General features: G+C 52.1%; 18 protein-coding genes and 1 pseudogene. 8 read left to right on the forward strand and 11 right to left on the reverse strand.

What is annotated here, in order from left to right:
• Positions 1–20 precede the first annotated feature (20 nt).
• From ACZ41M_RS06745 to ACZ41M_RS06755, 3 genes and pseudogenes are all read left to right on the forward strand, one after another.
• Positions 21–293 (forward strand): annotated as a pseudogene (locus tag ACZ41M_RS06745) (PepSY domain-containing protein); the annotation flags it as partial.
• Between the two features lie 74 nt (positions 294–367).
• Entirely contained in the window at positions 368–901 is a 534-nt protein-coding gene (locus ACZ41M_RS06750) for a cytochrome b/b6 domain-containing protein (protein WP_464731897.1), read from the forward strand.
• 36 nt (positions 902–937) lie between these two features.
• Positions 938–1,657 carry a ZIP family metal transporter gene (locus tag ACZ41M_RS06755; protein ID WP_464731896.1) on the forward strand — a complete coding sequence of 240 codons (720 nt, stop codon included), beginning with the start codon at positions 938–940 and terminating at the stop codon, positions 1,655–1,657.
• Between the two features lie 35 nt (positions 1,658–1,692).
• Here ACZ41M_RS06755 and ACZ41M_RS06760 read toward each other — a convergent pair whose 3' ends face one another.
• Positions 1,693–2,370, reverse strand: a complete 678-nt coding sequence (locus ACZ41M_RS06760; RefSeq protein WP_464731895.1) for a DUF2461 domain-containing protein — start codon at positions 2,368–2,370, stop codon at positions 1,693–1,695.
• A gap of 125 nt (positions 2,371–2,495) precedes the next feature.
• On the opposite strand from ACZ41M_RS06760, the gene ACZ41M_RS06765 reads away from it, so the two are divergent.
• Positions 2,496–4,436: an ATP-binding cassette domain-containing protein gene (locus ACZ41M_RS06765; RefSeq protein WP_464731894.1), complete on the forward strand. Its 1,941-nt coding sequence runs from the start codon at positions 2,496–2,498 to the stop codon at positions 4,434–4,436.
• Positions 4,437–4,463: 27 nt separating this feature from the next.
• Here the strand turns inward: ACZ41M_RS06765 and ACZ41M_RS06770 are convergent, their stop codons facing one another.
• The 3 genes from ACZ41M_RS06770 to ACZ41M_RS06780 form a co-directional block, all read right to left on the reverse strand.
• Positions 4,464–5,507: a chloride channel protein gene (locus tag ACZ41M_RS06770; protein WP_464731893.1), complete on the reverse strand. Its 1,044-nt coding sequence runs from the start codon at positions 5,505–5,507 to the stop codon at positions 4,464–4,466.
• 268 nt (positions 5,508–5,775) lie between these two features.
• The gene (locus tag ACZ41M_RS06775; RefSeq protein WP_464731892.1) at positions 5,776–6,108 is read right to left on the reverse strand and encodes a potassium channel family protein; all 333 of its coding nucleotides are present in this window, start codon (positions 6,106–6,108) and stop codon (positions 5,776–5,778) included.
• Between the two features lie 270 nt (positions 6,109–6,378).
• On the reverse strand, positions 6,379–6,951 hold the full coding sequence (locus ACZ41M_RS06780) for an HdeD family acid-resistance protein (RefSeq protein WP_464731891.1): 573 nt from the start codon (positions 6,949–6,951) through the stop codon (positions 6,379–6,381).
• A 144-nt stretch (positions 6,952–7,095) separates the two neighbouring features.
• On the opposite strand from ACZ41M_RS06780, the gene ACZ41M_RS06785 reads away from it, so the two are divergent.
• Together ACZ41M_RS06785 and ACZ41M_RS06790 are read left to right on the forward strand one after the other, a co-directional pair.
• Positions 7,096–7,407, forward strand: a complete 312-nt coding sequence (locus ACZ41M_RS06785; protein ID WP_464737501.1) for a LysR family transcriptional regulator — start codon at positions 7,096–7,098, stop codon at positions 7,405–7,407.
• Positions 7,329–8,081, forward strand: a complete 753-nt coding sequence (locus ACZ41M_RS06790) for a substrate-binding domain-containing protein (RefSeq protein ID WP_464731889.1) — start codon at positions 7,329–7,331, stop codon at positions 8,079–8,081. Before ACZ41M_RS06785 ends, ACZ41M_RS06790 begins: the two co-directional genes overlap by 79 nt.
• 5 nt (positions 8,082–8,086) lie before the next feature.
• Here ACZ41M_RS06790 and ACZ41M_RS06795 read toward each other — a convergent pair whose 3' ends face one another.
• From ACZ41M_RS06795 to ACZ41M_RS06815, 5 genes are all read right to left on the reverse strand, one after another.
• Entirely contained in the window at positions 8,087–8,440 is a 354-nt protein-coding gene (locus ACZ41M_RS06795) for a hypothetical protein (protein ID WP_464731888.1), read from the reverse strand.
• A 146-nt stretch (positions 8,441–8,586) separates the two neighbouring features.
• Complete coding sequence (locus ACZ41M_RS06800; RefSeq protein ID WP_464731887.1) at positions 8,587–9,063, reverse strand: flavodoxin family protein; 477 nt, start codon at positions 9,061–9,063, stop codon at positions 8,587–8,589.
• A gap of 10 nt (positions 9,064–9,073) precedes the next feature.
• Positions 9,074–11,614 (reverse strand): DNA internalization-related competence protein ComEC/Rec2, encoded by a 2,541-nt coding sequence (locus ACZ41M_RS06805; protein WP_464731886.1) that lies wholly within the window; start codon positions 11,612–11,614, stop codon positions 9,074–9,076.
• A gap of 2 nt (positions 11,615–11,616) precedes the next feature.
• Complete coding sequence (locus ACZ41M_RS06810) at positions 11,617–12,429, reverse strand: TatD family hydrolase (protein ID WP_464731885.1); 813 nt, start codon at positions 12,427–12,429, stop codon at positions 11,617–11,619.
• Between the two features lie 62 nt (positions 12,430–12,491).
• Positions 12,492–13,673, reverse strand: a complete 1,182-nt coding sequence (locus tag ACZ41M_RS06815) for an MFS transporter (RefSeq protein ID WP_464731884.1) — start codon at positions 13,671–13,673, stop codon at positions 12,492–12,494.
• Between the two features lie 230 nt (positions 13,674–13,903).
• Here ACZ41M_RS06815 and ACZ41M_RS06820 point away from each other — a divergent pair, with 230 nt between their 5' ends.
• Positions 13,904–14,305 (forward strand): MbcA/ParS/Xre antitoxin family protein, encoded by a 402-nt coding sequence (locus tag ACZ41M_RS06820; RefSeq protein WP_464731883.1) that lies wholly within the window; start codon positions 13,904–13,906, stop codon positions 14,303–14,305.
• A gap of 1 nt (position 14,306) precedes the next feature.
• Positions 14,307–15,020 carry an RES family NAD+ phosphorylase gene (locus tag ACZ41M_RS06825; protein WP_464731882.1) on the forward strand — a complete coding sequence of 238 codons (714 nt, stop codon included), beginning with the start codon at positions 14,307–14,309 and terminating at the stop codon, positions 15,018–15,020.
• Positions 15,021–15,150: 130 nt separating this feature from the next.
• On the opposite strand, the gene ACZ41M_RS06830 is transcribed toward ACZ41M_RS06825, so the two are convergent.
• Positions 15,151–16,224, reverse strand: coding sequence for a DNA cytosine methyltransferase (locus ACZ41M_RS06830; RefSeq protein ID WP_464731881.1), 1,074 nt, complete (start codon positions 16,222–16,224; stop codon positions 15,151–15,153).
• Positions 16,221–17,354 carry a hypothetical protein gene (locus ACZ41M_RS06835; protein WP_464731880.1) on the reverse strand — a complete coding sequence of 378 codons (1,134 nt, stop codon included), beginning with the start codon at positions 17,352–17,354 and terminating at the stop codon, positions 16,221–16,223. The genes ACZ41M_RS06830 and ACZ41M_RS06835 overlap by 4 nt, the downstream gene beginning before the upstream one ends.
• Between the last annotated feature and the right edge of the window lie 145 nt (positions 17,355–17,499).

Raw genomic sequence — 17,499 nt, forward strand, 5'->3', positions numbered from 1 at the left:
CTGCGCCTGCTGCTGCACCAACCACCTCAACCACTGCGGTAGCCACACCCGCTCCGGCTCCGGCACCAACGGCAGCTTTGGCCAAAGACAAAAACGGTTGCCCGGCATATCCGAAAAACGAATGGATGCCTGAAGCCGACGCGAAAGCCAAAATCGCAGAGATGGGCTACAAAGTGAAAACCTTTGAAGTCACCGGTAACTGCTACGAAATGTATGGTCACGACAAAGATGGCAATAAAGCCGAAGTGTATTTCGACGCGAAAACACTGGCCATCGTGAAAAAGGGCGACTAATCCTATGATCGAACGGCGGTATTGGTCATAACACTACAGAGCCATACCGCCGCTCACCACTGTCGGAGCAAAGCATGAATCAAATCAAGGTTTGGGATCCGCTGGTGCGTATTTTGCACTGGGGTTTGGCCATTTTAATTTTTTCCAATTTTTTAAACGAAGACGGTCATACCGCGCATCGCTGGATCGGCTATGTCGCCACCGGTTTTGTCCTCGTACGCATTGTGTGGGGATTTGTAGGAACGCAACACGCGCGCTTTAGTGACTGGTTTCCCAGCCCTCGCCGCGTGATAGAATACACCAAGCTCAAATTATCCGGCCAAGCGCCGCGCTACGTCGGGCACAACCCTTTGGGTGCGGTGATGATGTTGGCGCTGTTGTTACTGGTCATCAATCAAGGCGTGACCGGCTATATGATGGGCACGGATCTATTTTTCGGCGAGAAATGGCTCGAAGAATGGCACGGATTCACTGCCGATCTGATATTGGTCTTCGTCGGACTGCATGTTTTGGGCGCGATTTTTGAAAGTATCAAACAAAAAGAAAATCTACCGTTATCCATGATTCACGGCTACAAACGTGCCGATGAACCCAAAGCCCATGATTAACCCTCATTAACCCACAGCACATAAAAATAACTCATCATGACCTCACTCTCTCCACTGCAAATCATGCTCATCCCGTCCTCATTCATTGCCTTGTCGGGCGTGTTGGCCTTAACTTGGCAGCCCTCGCATCGCATGCGCAGTCTGATTCAGCACTTTGCGGTTGGGGTGATTTTGGCGGTCTTATCAACCGACGTTTTCCCTGAGATTGCCAAAGAACACGCGGCGGCCGAGGTGCTGATCGGCTCTTTTGCCTTGGGCGGTTTTTTCATGTATTTGATGAAAAAACTCACCGACCGCTGGGAGCGTCAAGCGCACGCATCGGGCAATACCGGCACCAACATCGGACTGATTTCAACCACATTTATTGACGCGGCTATTGACGGCCTGATTATTGGCACGGGCTTGGCGGCCAACACCGCCACAGGCTTGATCTTGGCTGTCGGCTTGTCGGTGGAAATGCTGTTTTTGGGTTTGTCACTGATGTCGGAAACCATGAAGGGCAAACGCATGGTTCTGCTGACGTGTGTTTTGGGTCTGGTGATGTTCGCGTCGATGTTCCTCGGTTATCACTTTTTGAAAGATGCATCGCCGACCATCATCGCTGCCATTTTGTCGTTTGGCGCCGCTGCATTGGTATATCTGGTCACCGATGAATTGCTGATCGAAGCCCACACGATTGAGGAAACGCCGGTATCCGCATTGTGGCTGTTTGCGGGGTTTCTGTTGTTTTGGGGCTTTGAGTTGTATACCATCTGACAAACAAAAGGCTTGGTTATCCAAGCCTTTTGCAGTCATACCGCACGCGCCTCATTCAAAAACCGTTGTAGGGGCTGATACGCCAAGTAGGTCTCCAACACGGTTTGCTCCAGCTTGGCACTGCGCATTTGCGCATCGCTCAAATTGCGTTGAACCCACAACGCTTTGAATTTAATCCACTCGATATACGGACTTTCGGCGCGCTCGCCCGTGAATCCTTGCGGTGGACGCACCAGCCGATCGCCATGCAGTCGGCCAAAATATTGCGTGAATGTCTCGTCCTCAATCACCCGCATCAGCTCCGCACCGTTGTGCAAAATATGCAGGCGAATCTGCTTGAGCCACTCGGGGCTGGGCGCATGCGCACCGCCGCCGATCATGCTCGAATCGGGCGCAATGTGCAGATAAAAACCCGCGCGGTTAAAATCCGAGCGTTTGCCGCTGGAAACAACATGAATGCCAAAATGCGTCTTGTATGGTGCGCCGTCGCGGGCATAGCGCGCGTCTTTGTAAATTCGAAACAGGCAGTTTTTCGGCTCCACGCCGATCAGCAAGGGATCGTACGGAATCAAGACGCCAATCAATTCATCGGTAAAATCCAGCAATTCGCTGTGCAACTGTTGATAGCGCGTTTTGTGTTCGTTAAACCATTCGCGTTTATTATTCGCCGCCAGTTCACGCAAAAATGGCAAGGCATCACTGGGCAATCGCATACGCACTCCTTTCGGGCTAATTGACTGATGGACGGTGGATGAGTTTGTTATAATACGCGCAATCTCCATCCAAAACCCAACGCCTTGCTCTGCGCTTTCGCGGCAAGGCGTTATCGTGCAACCCCATGATTACCATTTCCAATCTGCGCCTGCAACGCGGCCAAAAAGTCCTGCTCGAAAATGCCAACGCCCGCATTGACGTCGGTCAACGCGTCGGCATCATCGGCCGCAACGGCACGGGCAAATCCAGCCTATTCGCGCTATTGCGTGGCGAGCTGCACGCCGATGCGGGCGACGTCATTATTCCCGCGCATTGGGTACTGGCGCATGTCGCGCAGGAAATGCCCGAGACCGATGAGTCGGCGCTGGATTATGTACTCGCGGGCGATGGCGAGCTGGTGGAACTGAATGCCGAGCTCGCACGCGCCGAGCAAATCGACGACGGCACGCAGATCGCACACTGCCACGCCGAACTGGCGCGCATCGACGCGTACAGCGCGCCTGCACGCGCGGCGCAGCTGCTCAACGGCTTGGGCTTCGCACAAAATTTACAAAACAATCCGGTCAGCTCCTTCTCCGGCGGCTGGCGCATGCGTTTGAATCTCGCACGCGCACTGATGTGCCGTTCCGATTTATTGCTGCTGGATGAACCGACCAACCATTTGGACTTGGACACCGTGCTGTGGCTGGAACAATATCTGAAAAGCCATCCCGCAACCCAGCTCATCATCTCGCACGACCGCGATTTCCTCGACGCGCTGTGTACGCACACGATTGAGGTCGCGCAGCAAACCCTGACCAGTTATCGCGGCAACTACACTCAGTTTGAACGCACGCGCGCCGAGCGTCTGCTCCAGCAGCAAGCACAATACGCCCAACAGCAGCGCCACATCGCGCATTTACAAAGCTATATTGATCGCTTCCGCGCCAAGGCAACCAAAGCGCGCCAAGCGCAAAGCCGCATCAAAGCACTCGATCGGCTCGAACTTATCGCACCCGCACATCTGGATTCGCCCTTCACCTTCGAGTTCGCCGAGCTGAACGATCTGCCCAACCCGCTGATGCAGACCGACGGCATCAGCCTCGGTTACGGCGACACGCCATTGCTACAAAAAGTCGCCTTCAGCATCCAGAGCCACGACCGCATCGGCCTGCTCGGCATGAACGGCGCGGGTAAATCGACCCTGATCAAAGCGCTCGCACAGGAGCTGACACCACTGACCGGCGAAATCACCACCGCGCAAAACCTGCGCATCGGCTACTTTTCGCAACAGCATCTGGACACCCTGCGCGAGGATGAATCGCCGCTGTGGCATATGCAAAAACTCGCACCCGATGCCAACATCCAAGTGCTGCGCAACTACCTCGGCGGTTTTCACTTTCAGGGCGACCGCGTGGCCGAATCCATCGAAAATTTCTCCGGTGGTGAAAAAGCCCGCCTCGCATTGGCACTGCTGATTTGGCAAAAGCCGCATTTGCTGCTGCTGGACGAGCCGACCAACCACCTTGACCTCGATATGCGCCACGCACTCACCATCGCGCTGCAACAATTCAACGGCGCGCTGATCGTCGTCTCGCATGACCGCAGTTTACTCGCCAACTGCGTGGACGATTTCTGGCTGGTGGCCGACGGCACCGTCAAACCATTTGACGGCGATCTGGATGACTACCGCGCATGGTGCTCGCAAAGCTGGCAACTATTCAAACAAAGCACCCACGACAAAAAAACCGATCCAAATAACGAAAATGGTGAGGGCGAATCCTCACAAAACAAAAAAGAAGCGCGCCAGCAAGCCGCCCAGCGCCGAACCGCACTGAACGCCGCGCAAAAACCGCTCAAGCAAAAATTAGAAAAGTTAGAAAAACAGCTCGAAGCCGCACAAAAAGAAAACGACGAACTGCTAAACTGGCTCGCCTCCGAAGCCGCCTACGCGACCGAGCACAAAGACGAGCTCGCCAGCGCCGTGCGCCGCAACAGCGAACTCACCGCGCAAATCGCCGAGCTGGAGGAGCAGTGGTTAGCACTGCATGAAGAGTTAGAAACCATCGAGCAAGCGTTGGAATGATCGTAAAACCAAACCACTGACCGAGCATCAATGATGCGATGGCAATAAACGCATCACACCATATCCAGCCAAAATCCCGATAAACAAGGCACCCGGGGCGCTGGCGCCCGTTAGCAGCAACATGATGAGCAGTACAGCGATCGGTTTACCCATGCCTGCCGTAGCAGCCGCAGTCATGCCCGCGATCAAGGCAACGGTTACCGGCGTGCTTGGCCAGCATGCGACCGCGACAAGGCTTAAAACGGCACCCGCAAACAGCAGTGGGAAAATTTCACCACCACGCCAACCACTACTGAGGCACAAAGCCAACGCCAGCGCCTTCAATAAGCCCAGACCGAGCAGCGCCGGCCAGCCAACTTCTACGCCATATTCCAATAAGTGCACCAGCTCATGGTGCCCTGAAAAGCGTACCAGAGGCACAGCCGTCGCCAACACAGCAAACACGGCACTGCCAGCCAAAGTCTGCACCTTGGGCCCGCCCAATTGATTCAGCGCATGGGTGATGTATGGACGACTGAGGCGCAACACAATGCCGGCACAAGCACCCAATAGGGCTGGAATAATGGCCCACAGCAGGTCACTGCCATCTCGCGGCGCAATGTAGGCAGGCAAAGACAATTGAAGTTGCCCATTCGGAATGAGCCAGTGAGCCACCCATACAAAGCCGGCAAAACCAGCAACCGCGCCTAAAAATTTAAGCGCCAATGGTGTGGGTTCATCATCCATATTTTGGCTGGAGAGGTTGGGCGTCGACTCAGGCTCTATATAAACCGCTGCCGCTGGTGGTGCGCCGTATAAACCCGATAGCGCGGCGACCGTTCCGGTGTCGCCGATCAAGCGTGCTTCCGCTCGACTTCTGGCAATCAATAGCGCCACGACGGCGGAGGCTTCGGAAACCACAGCGACCAGACCAGCCTCCGGCCCGACGGCGCCACCAAAACCAACTGCGACAATCGCAGACAGCGCCAGAAACAAGGTACTGCGCTTTTTCAGATGCAATACATCGTGCGCCTGCGCCAATTGGGCATTTAAATCCGCATCCTCTGTGACATTCCGAATCAGTGCAATCAAGACGCCACCCAGCATAATCACAACAGGGATATACCAGCGCGCATCGGATAAAGACCAGACCTAGTGATTGAGCGTATTCATACACCACAGGGTCACGGCGGCCAAGGCGCCAGCCAAGGCACCGTAAATAGCGGCAATAGCAGCAGAGCGCATCATCACAGCCCTTTGTTCAGGCAAGAACAACCACAGGTGTGGGTAGAATCATAAGCTGTGTGCAATAAGTTTTTTGGCATAGGTTCGCTCCAATGGGTCAAAGGCGTCGCAACCATCATTTATTGTCCTTGTTTTGCTGATGAATACTTTGCAGGATGCTATCAGCCACGGCTGTTGCCGTAGCAAAAAACAGACCCAAACCACACAATACGTAACCAATGGTGAACAATTTTCCCAGCGTCGTATGCGGAGAAAAATCGCCATAGCCCACCGTAGCAATCGTGATCACAGAAAAATACACCGCATCAATCAGCTTCCACCCCTCCACCCACCAATAAAATACCGAAGCCACACCGATGAGTGTAAAGGTCAGCGCCAATAATATACGCACCTGAGGCGTGCGAAAAGCAATGGTCAGACCCGAGCTGAGTTGTCGCAAAGAATCCATATCAATATCCTTTATCTATTATTCAAACGATACCGATAAAAGACATCGTAATCAATAGATATGGGGCGCAATCGCAATAAGGATATCCGATGAATACATCAGATATGCTCATCTTTCGCGCCCCATACCGATAAAATGATCCTATGGTTTTTAACCCTGCTGTGCCTAATCGCTCATCAAAGGCTGTTCATCGTATTGGATGCAATACCGATGATCCGGCTTATATTTATAAATACTCAAGCTTAGGCAAGCGCATGGGTCAAATGATGCTCAGTCACCCAGTCGTTTCAGCTCAAATGCCGCCCAAATCAAGCTACAGCCGACAAAAAATGCCCAGAACATAAATACATACAACAAGGTCACTGCGGTCAAACTTGGATTCATCATCAGCAACACCCCACCCAATACATAGAGCAAGCCGATAAAAAAGCTGCCCCACGAACGGCTTCGATCGTCACTACCTTTGGCATAACGGCCAAAAAAGATCAAGATCAAACCGTTGACCAGCATGGATACCGCAAACAATGCCACGATCAGATTTAAAGACACCATACTGGCCAGCGCAGGATGCATCAGCAGTAAAGCACCTGCGACCAAGCCGATCAGACCCGCTATAAACAACCATACACGGCTCTGTCCTGTACTGCCGGTAAAGGAGCGGACAATATTGAGTACACCGTCAAACATCCAGAACAAACCCAGCCAATAAGTCATGGCCACCAAAGTTTTAAGCGGTGTGGCCCACAACGCGGCAGCCAATAAAAAAGCAGCAATACCTTGCACGAGCGGTATCCACCACCATTTGGATAATTCTTTTTTGAGTGCTTGTGTCGAATCAGTCATGAAAATCTCCTGTTCTATATTTTGAAATAAGTAATTGAACCATCCCGCCGCTCGAACATCCATGCAACGTTTCGCGACTTTACCCATACATAAATATAAAGTAAAATGAATTATTATTTCAATTTCGATAAGCTATTGGTTATCATGCTGACACAACGCCGTCTACAACATCTATTGGTACTTGCCCAATACGCGCACTTTGGGCGGGCTGCCCAATCGTTGCATATTTCCCAACCGGCATTGACCAAAAGCATCCAATCACTCGAAGCCGAATTGGGCGTGACCTTATTGGACCGCCAGCGCGGTGCGGTTGCATTAACTGCGTTTGGTGAACTGGTGGTCAAACGAAGCAAATCTTGGCTAAGGCAGAAGACGATTTGCGTCGAGAAATCAACATGCTGGCGAGTAATCATATCGGATCGCTGCGTGTCGCCATCGGCCCGTACCCCAGCGTGATTTCAGGCTTTGCCAGCGCAGCTCGGCTACTCGAAAAGCACCCGAGCATTCGCATGATGGTGCGAGAGGCAAGCTGGCTTGACATCATCCATCTGCTGAACGCCCAGACCATAGACCTCGGCATCACCGAAATCAGCCGTTTGAATCAATACGATCATTTTGTGACAGAAGCAGTGGGTCAGCATGGCGGCTATTTCTTTTGCCGAGTCGGACATCCTTTACTGAACCATACAAGCATTCACATTGAGCAATTGCTTGAGTTCCCTTGGATTGCCCCTCGTCTGCCTGCGCGAATCGCCAATAGACTGCCCAAAGCGCTGGGTCAAGCAGGAGAGATTGATCCGGCAACCGGCGATTTGATACCTCAAGTCGAAATCAGCACACCTTTGCAAGCGATCAGATTTCTCAAAAACAGCAATGCCATTACCTTGTCCACGCTCACCGCTATGGAGCGAGCACTGCGCTCTGGTGAAGTCGTGATCCTACCGTTAACAGATTTCCCCATCCAAACCAACTATGGTTTTGTTTATTTGGAAAACAGATCTTTGCCGCCGGCGGCCATCGCCTATATACAAGAAGTGCGCGCAGTAGAAAGCAGCATACTGCAACGCGAAGCAGAACTGATCAAACAATTCGATCTGCCTTTGCCATCAACCCAAACACTGCCGGAATAAGGCTGTCATTTAAAGACATTGCATCGGGCATGTGTGAGTGCCGCATTGATATACCGCGTGTGGCAAGTACCGTTGTCATAGTGCACCTTGTAAGTGTTGGCATCAACCAACTCATAGGTAACCACCAGCGCGTATCCGGGTTTACGAAACACCAAGTCTTTGCCATAAGAACTTTGGCTCAACTCCGCTTGATCCTTTGGATAACGTCCCTGCTCGCGATGAAATGACTGAACCGCAGCAAACAGCGGCTGGACATACGCCTGTGCCGATCGTTTGGCCGTGGTTTCCGGTGCCATGAAAGCACACCCTGTGACCAACGCGCCCATCCCGAAAATCAACAGTGATTTCGTGTTACGCATATCTCCTCCTTTTTGGTTGAATACGCCTTCGCTGCACAATCGGCATCACAGGATCAATACCACCTCGACCTCATCAACCACATCATACCGAGTTTTTCACCAATACATTTCATAAGCCGCCACAGCGACAATACCCTCACCTGACATCACAAGCCCACCGCCACAGCTCCCACCATATACTGCCCCAATTCATACGCCTGCTGCACATACTCATCCGCCACAGCACTGCCGCGCACGATCAGTTCAGGCTGCGCCAGACGCATGCCGTAGCCGATCATAATCCGCGCGATGGCACTGACCGCACCGCGCCCATCGTTGTCACAGCTGATCATCAGGCCATAGCTGCGTCCGGCGGTTTGCTCGCGAATCTGATTATAGCTGCGGTCAAACACCGCCTTGACTTCGCCCGCCATATAGCCGAAATTTTCCGGCGTGGCGATCAACCACGCCGCAGACTGAACGAGGTCATCCAGTGTCACGTCACGTGCCATTTTAAATACGATGCGGATGCGTTCGTCTACCTCTAAAGTCTGATTCAATGCGCACGCGCCATCATGCGCCGCCTGCGCGAGGCGCTCGTTATTACCCGTCTGGCTGTGGTAAAAAATCAGCAGTTGTTTCATAGATGCGTCCTTATGGTCCCAGCGTGGTCACCCATGCGTGTTGCGTATCAGTCCGCCAAATCTGTGCGCCCGCCGCACGATAGCGCTCAAGCACCGCTTCACGCGGATGCGCAAAGGCATTATACCGTCCCGCTTGCGCGACAGCGATTTTGGGAGCAACGGCGGCGATCAGCGGCGCACTCGAACTGCCATCACTGCCGTGGTGCGGCATGAGAATAATGTCGCTGCGCAACGGCACGCCGCTGACGGAATGCGTGCGCAGCGCAATTGACGTGGATGAGGGCGCTTGAGGTGTCGGATCAACCACCATCTTGGCCTCCGCCAGCATATCCATATCACCGGTGAGCAATATGCTGCTCATGCCGTTGTCATTCGGCTGATGAACTGAAAATCGCAGCACGCAGCTTTTTTGATTGTCCGAAGCTTGAGCATCGTTGAGCGCGGCGTTATCAGGCGAAAACACGGCCATCGTCACGCCATCTATCTGCTGCGTTTGTCCCGCCGAGCACAGCTCATGCGGTATATCTGCCACGCCCAATTCGCGCAATTGCGCTGTACTCAGCGAAGTCAAAATTCGCTTGACCGGCAACACGCTGGCGATACTGTCCGCGCCACCCGTGTGATCGCGGTCATTGTGCGACAGCACCAGCGTGTCAATCTGCCGCACGCCCATATAGCGCAAATGCGGTACGATCACGCGCGCACCCGCATCGGCGTCGCTGCTGTATTGTGGCCCCGCGTCGTATAGCCAGTTTTGCTGCGCGGTTTGCAGCAGCACCGCCGTCCCCTGCCCCACATCCATGACGGTAATGCGCAACTGCCCCTCGTTGACTGTCGGATAATTCGGCGGAATCGACAGCAGGCCAACCATCGCCAGTGCGCTGAACACCACCGCAGCGCCATAACGTTTGAACGACACCCGTCCCCAACCATGCCACAGCATGCGCACCGCCGCGACCAACACCAAAGACAGCACAAATACCGCCACCACCTGCCACCACTCGATGCGCCCGCTCCAGATTTGCTGCTGTGCCAGCGGCGCGATGCGCTGCAACCCATGCAATACCGATTGCAAAATATGCGCCATCCACTGCACCGGTTGTACCCAACCCAACAGCGCCAACACAGCCACACTCAAAAATAACGGCAGCAGCAGGATAGACACCAGCGGAATCGCGATGAAATTCACCCACACACCGAGCAAAGACACCTGCCGAAAAAACAACAAAGTCATGGGTAACAACGACAATGATATGCCCAACTGCGCACCACTTACGCCGACCAACCAGCGCGCCAAACGCCGCCCTCTCGACATCTCATTGAGCGACTCCTTAAGCGATTCATTTAGCGATTCGTTTTGCTCAATCCCCACCGAATCAAACGCCACGATCAGCCACGCCACCGCGCCGTAGGACAGCCAAAAACCGACCAACAACACCGCGAATGGATCAACGACCAGCAACCACAGCACGCTAAAGGCCAACACCCGCAGCCCCGAATGCGCCACACCCAAGCGCGATAAAAACAACCACAGCGCAAGCATCCACACCGTGCGCTGCGCAGGCAACCCCCAGCCCGAAACCAGCGCATACAGCAGCGCGCCGATCAGCCCGACCCACTGCGCGACATACAGCGCCGGAATGCGCTCGGTCAGATACACGCTGCGCCGCCAGAGGTGTTGCGCCAGCCACGCCAAAATCCCCGCGAGCAAAGTCACATGCAGCCCCGAAATACTGACCAAATGCGTCACACCCGTGTCTTGAAATAACCGCCACTGCAAACCCGAAATCGCCGTCTGATCACCCAGCGCAAGAGCTTTAAACAATCCCGCAGCCTCAGCCGAGCTCACTCCCGCCAAAGCCAAATCCATCTGCCGTAAAGTATCAAATCGCCAGTTCTCAATCGCAGCCAACACACCCGAATCCGTGCCCAACAATCGAGGCAATCGCTCCGGCGGCGTATCCTTGTACAGCCGCACATACGCCAGCGCCTCAATGTCATTCGCCAGCCAATAGCGCGTTTGATCAAACACCCCCGCATTGCGCGTCGCGTGCGGTGCGCGCACATGCACGGGCAAACGCCACACCTGCCCGACACGAATCGCAGCTATCCCTCCGGCAGGCAAATCATCCTCCGCCCACGAGAGCGACATCTGCACCGGCATATTCGGCAGGCGCTCGCGTTGCGCCGCCGTTGGCAGTACCAACATCCGCCAACCATAATCCGTACGCGTCGGCATCGCAGCAATGTGTAACTCCATCATCTGCACCGTGCGATTCCACTCATCGGGAATCACACTCGAGCTACGCTCAGCCCAGCGCACATTCGTCCATGCGAACATCAGCGCAGCGAACAACGCCACGCCAATCAACTCATAGACCCACCACTTTTTAAAGGAAAAATAACGACGGAGAACCCGCCATAAGAGAACAGCAACAGCGCCAACAGCCAAGCCACCCACGCCCACCCATGGACGCTCCAGCACAAACACCCCCGTCACCACGCACAATGCCACCACCGCATAAACCAGCGCACGCCACGGCCAACGCATGGTCACACCTCGGGCAAAATCGCATGCAAACGCGGCATCGCGTTCAACGTATTGCGCCACAAAGCCACGGACAAATCCACCTCAGAAATACCGCGCACCTGTGCCAACACCTGCGCAATCCGTGGCAAATGATACGAATAATTCGCCTCGCCTGCGCTTAACCAACTCGGCGGGATGTCCGGCGCATCGGTTTCAATCACAATGGATTCCAAAGGCAGGCGCGCGGCCAATCGACGAATCTGCCGCGATCGCTCATACGTCAGCGTTCCGCCAAATCCCAGATGTAAACCCATTTTCACAAACACATCCGCCTGCACATCACTGCCATTAAATGCATGAGCAATGCCATTTTTGATACCCAACTCACGCAAATATTTCCCCACCGGATCAACCGCACGGCGCACATGCAACAACACCGGCAAATCAAACTCACGCGCCAGTTTCAACTGCTCGCGCAAAAACCATACTTGCGTATCCCAGTCCAAATCCGCGACAAAACCATCCAGCCCAATCTCACCGAGCGCCACAAAACGCTCATCCGGCAGAGCAGATTCAATCGCCGCGCGCAAAGCCGCAATCGCCGTCTCACGCGGCATCTCTCGCACCACCGTCATCACATACATCGGATGAATCCCCAATGCGTAAAAACTCCCCTCATGCGCGTGCGCCACTTCGCGCACGGTGGCGAAATTAAACGGCGCCACCGCCGGAATCACCTGCGCCACCACACCCCGCTCACGCGCACGCAACCAATCCCGCGAGCGGCTCACCTCAAACTCAGGCGCATCAAAATGCGTGTGCGTATCAATCCACATGATTCAATCGGTAAAAACAGTCAGAAATAAAGAGGCTCTGATAGTACACCAAAGCCCCCGATTCAGTGCACCACTTTTCGCCGTAAATATTCCACCATCGTCACCATCCACAGCAAAATCACCGCCAAAAATACCGGCAACCACGCATAGCCGAGTTGCGTGGCGAGCCAGCCAAACAACGGCGGCGCAAAAGTCGTCCCTACATACGCGCTCGCCATCTGCACCCCCATCACCGACTGCGAATGCTGTTTGCCAAAATTGCTGGGCGTCTCATACAACAAACTGGGGAAAATCGGAGCACAGCCCAAGCCCACCAAAAAGAACCCCAGATAAAACAACGGCAAACCCGACACCAGCATCAAGGCCACACCCAGCGCAATCAAACCCTGACCCAGACGAATCATCCGCCGCGTTGACCAATACATCATCAAAAAACCCGACAAAAAGCGGCCAAAGGTAATACCGAAGTAATACACCGCCACCCAACGCGCCGCCGCCTCCGGCGAAATCTGCTTGACCAAAACCAAATAACTGCCGCCCCACAACCCCAAACTCGCCTCAATCGAGCAATAGCAAAAAAACGCCGCCAAAACCGGCTTGACCCCATTCAATCGCACAATTTGCCGAATCGACAACGCACCACCAGCGCCGTGCGACGCCCCCGCCAAACCACCGGACGCGGTATGGTGCACCGCCGCCTTTTGCCACAAGGGCAGAGAAACCAACAACACCACGACCAAAGCCAATTGCAGCAAACCAATCACCCAATAACCCAAATGCCAAGAATCATGACGAGACAAACCCCACGCCATCACCATCGGCCCGATGGTCGCGCCCACGCCCCAAAAACAATGCAACCAGCTCATATGCTTGGCCGCATAATGGTTCGCCACATAATTATTCAGCGCCGCATCGACCGAACCCGCGCCCAAGCCCAGCGGTATCGCCAATACACACAACAAAGCAAAATGATGCGACAGCGCAAAACCCAACAACGCCAAAGCCGTCATCAACACACTGACCAAAGTGATTCGCCCCACGCCGAACCGGCGAATCAGCCGATCACTCAACACGCTGGAGATGATCGTCCCAGCGGCAACGATCATCGAAATCACCCCCGCCCACGAAATCGGCACACCCAAGCCAACGTACATCGACGGCCATGCCGCACCGATCACCGAATCCGGCAAGCCCAAGCTGATAAAAGCCACATAAATAATGAGCAACAAAAGACTGGAAATCATGGTTCATGCTTTCTAAAAACCACCGAAATAAAGCCATCGGGCTGCACCGCCAAGGCGTCGGCCAATCGCCGATCACTCAATCAACAGCCATAAAATACAGCAAAAACAGCCCATTGGCCATTCAAACCAACCGAATTAGCCGCGCAGCGAAATCAATCGTATTATTAAAACGTTTTTTGTTTTAATAGAAACAATATGCTATAATCCACTCAAATGATGAGGAGTTAATCATGACCGCCATTCCTAAAACCTTAGCTCAAACCGATATGACCGATGACAAAGGCGCATTGGCCAAAATGGTGATGAAGCTGCTGGAGCATTGGCAACTGTCCACCGAAGATCAAGCCGCCCTGCTCGGATTGGCCAATACCAACCGCTCTGCGCTCACGCGCTACCGCAAAGGCGAAGCCATCGGCACCAGCCGCGATCAGTACGAGCGCGTCGGCCATCTACTCGGCATCCATAAAAACCTGCGCCTGCTGTTCCCGCACAACCGCGATCTGGTCTACGCCTGGATGAGCACGCGCAACCGCGCGTTTGACAACCGTACGCCGGTCGAAGTCATCCGCGAATGGGGCTTTGCCGGATTACTGATGGTACGCGCCTATCTCGAACGCGCCCGAGGCGTGTGATATGCAAACACTGCTCACCCAGATTACGCTCACCGAAGTCAACCACGACGTGATGCGCAACATCACCTCGATTCGCGTGTCACAAGATTTATTTGACGACCTCTCCGACACACCCGATGACTGGGCGCTGGCGCAGGCGATAGAAGCCGAAATCAAACCGCCGCTGTACCAATCCGCCACCCCTGCAATCCATCGCCCATTTGAAACCGCCGACTGGGACAACGCCATCGGCTACCCATTCACCCACTGGCAACAATCGCGTTTTTCCGATGGCACCTTCGGCGCATGGTACGGCAGCGACAGCATCGCCACCACCGTACACGAAACCGTATACCACTGGGTCAACGGCCTGCTCGCCGACGCGGGCTGGAGCAATCCGCGCGAACCCATCCTCACCGAGCGCAAAGTCTACCGTGTGCATTGCCACGCCGCGCTGCTCGACCTGCGTCCGGCACTGGCGCAGCATCCCGAACTCATCCACCCGAGTGATTACAGCGCCGCGCAAATCCTCGGCACACGCCTGCACCGCGAAGGCCACCCCGGTTGTATCACCGGCTCGGCCCGCCACGCCAAAGGGCACAACTACGTCGTACTCAACCCCAACATCCTCAGCCAACCACGGCACGAATGCCTGCTGACCTATCGCTTTGTAGGACAAGGTCAGCCAGTACAGGTGGAAAAAACACAGGGGAAGATTTGGATGCGGGTGGTTTAGGTCATTGAGTAAGCTGGTGCAAGTGCACCGCATTTGCCCACCCTACTTAATTTCGTAATGAACAACCTTCAAGGTTTAGTCTAACGCCAAGCTAACCGGCGAGCCTTAGCCCGTCCGATTGAGTGCCTTGTTATACGCTTTGGTCTCTATATTCTGGTGGTGGTAGAACAGCCAACGCCTCACCCGCTCCACGATATACTGGGAGACTTAATAAATTTTCAGTTTCACAGTGTGTTGGCTGAGGATATTGGAAGTAATGAAGATTTTTTGCTGCCACAAAGAATAGCCTTCGTCTTTTTTGTGGAACACCATAATCTGCTGCCATTAATTCTCTATGTGTGACTTCATATCCTATTTCGGAAAATGACTTATAAATTTCTTCAATCATGTTTGCGCTTTTAACTTGAGCCAAGCCGTAGACATTCTCCATAACAACGATTTCAGGCTGCAATTCTCGAACATGTCTTATGTAATCTCTATACAAAACACCTAGTGGATCGTTAGTAGCTTTTTGCTTTCCAGCAACACTGAATGGTTGGCAAGGCGGCCCTCCGATAATAACGTCAGGAAAACTTCCAATTATTGCTTTAACGTCAGCTGGGTTTAATTGTGTAATGTCGGCACGATGAAAATTCCATTCTGGCCTGTTTGCTTTAATGGTCGATTCAGCCCATTCTTCTATATCAGTGGTAAAACATGTTCTAAATTGCACTAAATTGTCAGATGCTTGTTCAAAGCCTAAATCAAGGCCGCCTGCACCTGAAAAATATGAAGCAATTTTTATCTCTCCGCCTTTGTTGAGGCGTTCAAAATATTTAGCCACTTCACCTGCTAGCGCTTTTGCAAGACCGACAGGAACAGCGTTCCCAATTTGTTTTTGAACCTGCCCAAGTGTGCCTTTAAATTCATAATCTATGGGAAAGTCTTGCAAAATTGCAGCTTCGCGTGGCGTTATGTATCTATCTTCAGTTGGATGCACAAACTTATTGAAGATATATGCAGTTACTGTTAAAGACGGCTTATCTTTTTCTAATCTTAAAAGCCGCATATTTGGCCCACCAGTTTTTTTATCTCCCGTTCTAATAAAGCTTTCATGCTGCAAATGATTAGGCAAATCACCCATCTTTCCTCCTGGGGGAAGATGGGTGATTCTTTCTAATACTATTCCCGTATATTCTCTTGTTTCATGGTTGGGAACTTTCATAACTCTTCACCTCGCAAAACAGGCTCTTCAAGTGTTATGAGGAAATCAAAAGCCCTTCTAAGATTGTCATTTCTTAATACTTTTTTGCCGCTCATGTTCTCTAAATCACTTTCTAGCCCCCATAGCATGGATAGGAATGGAGCAACGTATTCTTCTCCATGCCTATATGCTGGCAGATTAGAAATGATAGCTGTTTTAATATGTGGAAAATCCTTTACATGCGTACCAATTTTTAATGATTGATAGATGCCTTTTTTAATATCATCAGTTCTATCCATCCCTGCGCTTGTTTTCCCATCGCTGATTGATTCTTTTTGAGGCCATCCATCACGCTCTTTTGCGATTATGGGAGGATGCCCACTAGCGTTAGCTAGGTAATACATTTTATTTTGGCGATCTTTTGTAGAGTAAGCATCTCTAGCCACAAGCCAATCATTTATACAGCCATCAATAAATTTCGAATTTTTTGGATTCATAATAAAATCAACCAATGGTCGGAAAGGCCACATTGGATCACCAACTTTCCCAAGATCTATTGTCCCGCCATTATGCAGATATATAGCTGAATCACAAGCTCGCAGTTGCGAGCTTGTGATTACAGCATTTTCGTGGTTGCCTTTAAGGCATGTTTTGGGAATGTTGAATAAAAAAGGATATGTTAATAGGGGTGCTGATTTTACTTCAGCCAGTATAACCATGCCGTTTTTATGCTTTAGAACGGCATCTGCAAATTCAACACCACCAACAGCCAAAACTTCGACTAGCTGTGGGTGTAATTTTTCAATGAATCTTAAAATTACTTCGCTACTTAATTTTCCAAGCGCTCCAGATTGCGGCTTGACTGCCTTTTGATAGGACCAAATTGATTTATTTATGTAGCATGGAGAACAGAGATTTATAAACCCAAGATGAGCATTATATTTTTTTGTAATCCCGTCGCATTGCTCAATTGATTTCTCAATGCCAGATGTTGCGTCTACATAAGCGGCAGACATAACAAGATCAAAACAAAATGCTTTGATATGTGAATCTTTATTCTGAAGCCACAATAGAAGCCTATCTACTTCTGGCCGCCATGGATAATCAATAAGCGGTTCACGACCTTCTAATTTTTCTATATCAAACGACATGAATACCTCGGTTTATTTAGAGAACGCATAACACTTATGCGTCAACATGACACATAATATGCCATTAAAAAAATTTAATTCATTGATTTTTCGGATCAATACAATCAAAGCGGGTTTGATAGACAGCATAACAAACACTTAAAAG

It is taken from the genome of Puribacter membranae (genome assembly GCF_055380425.1).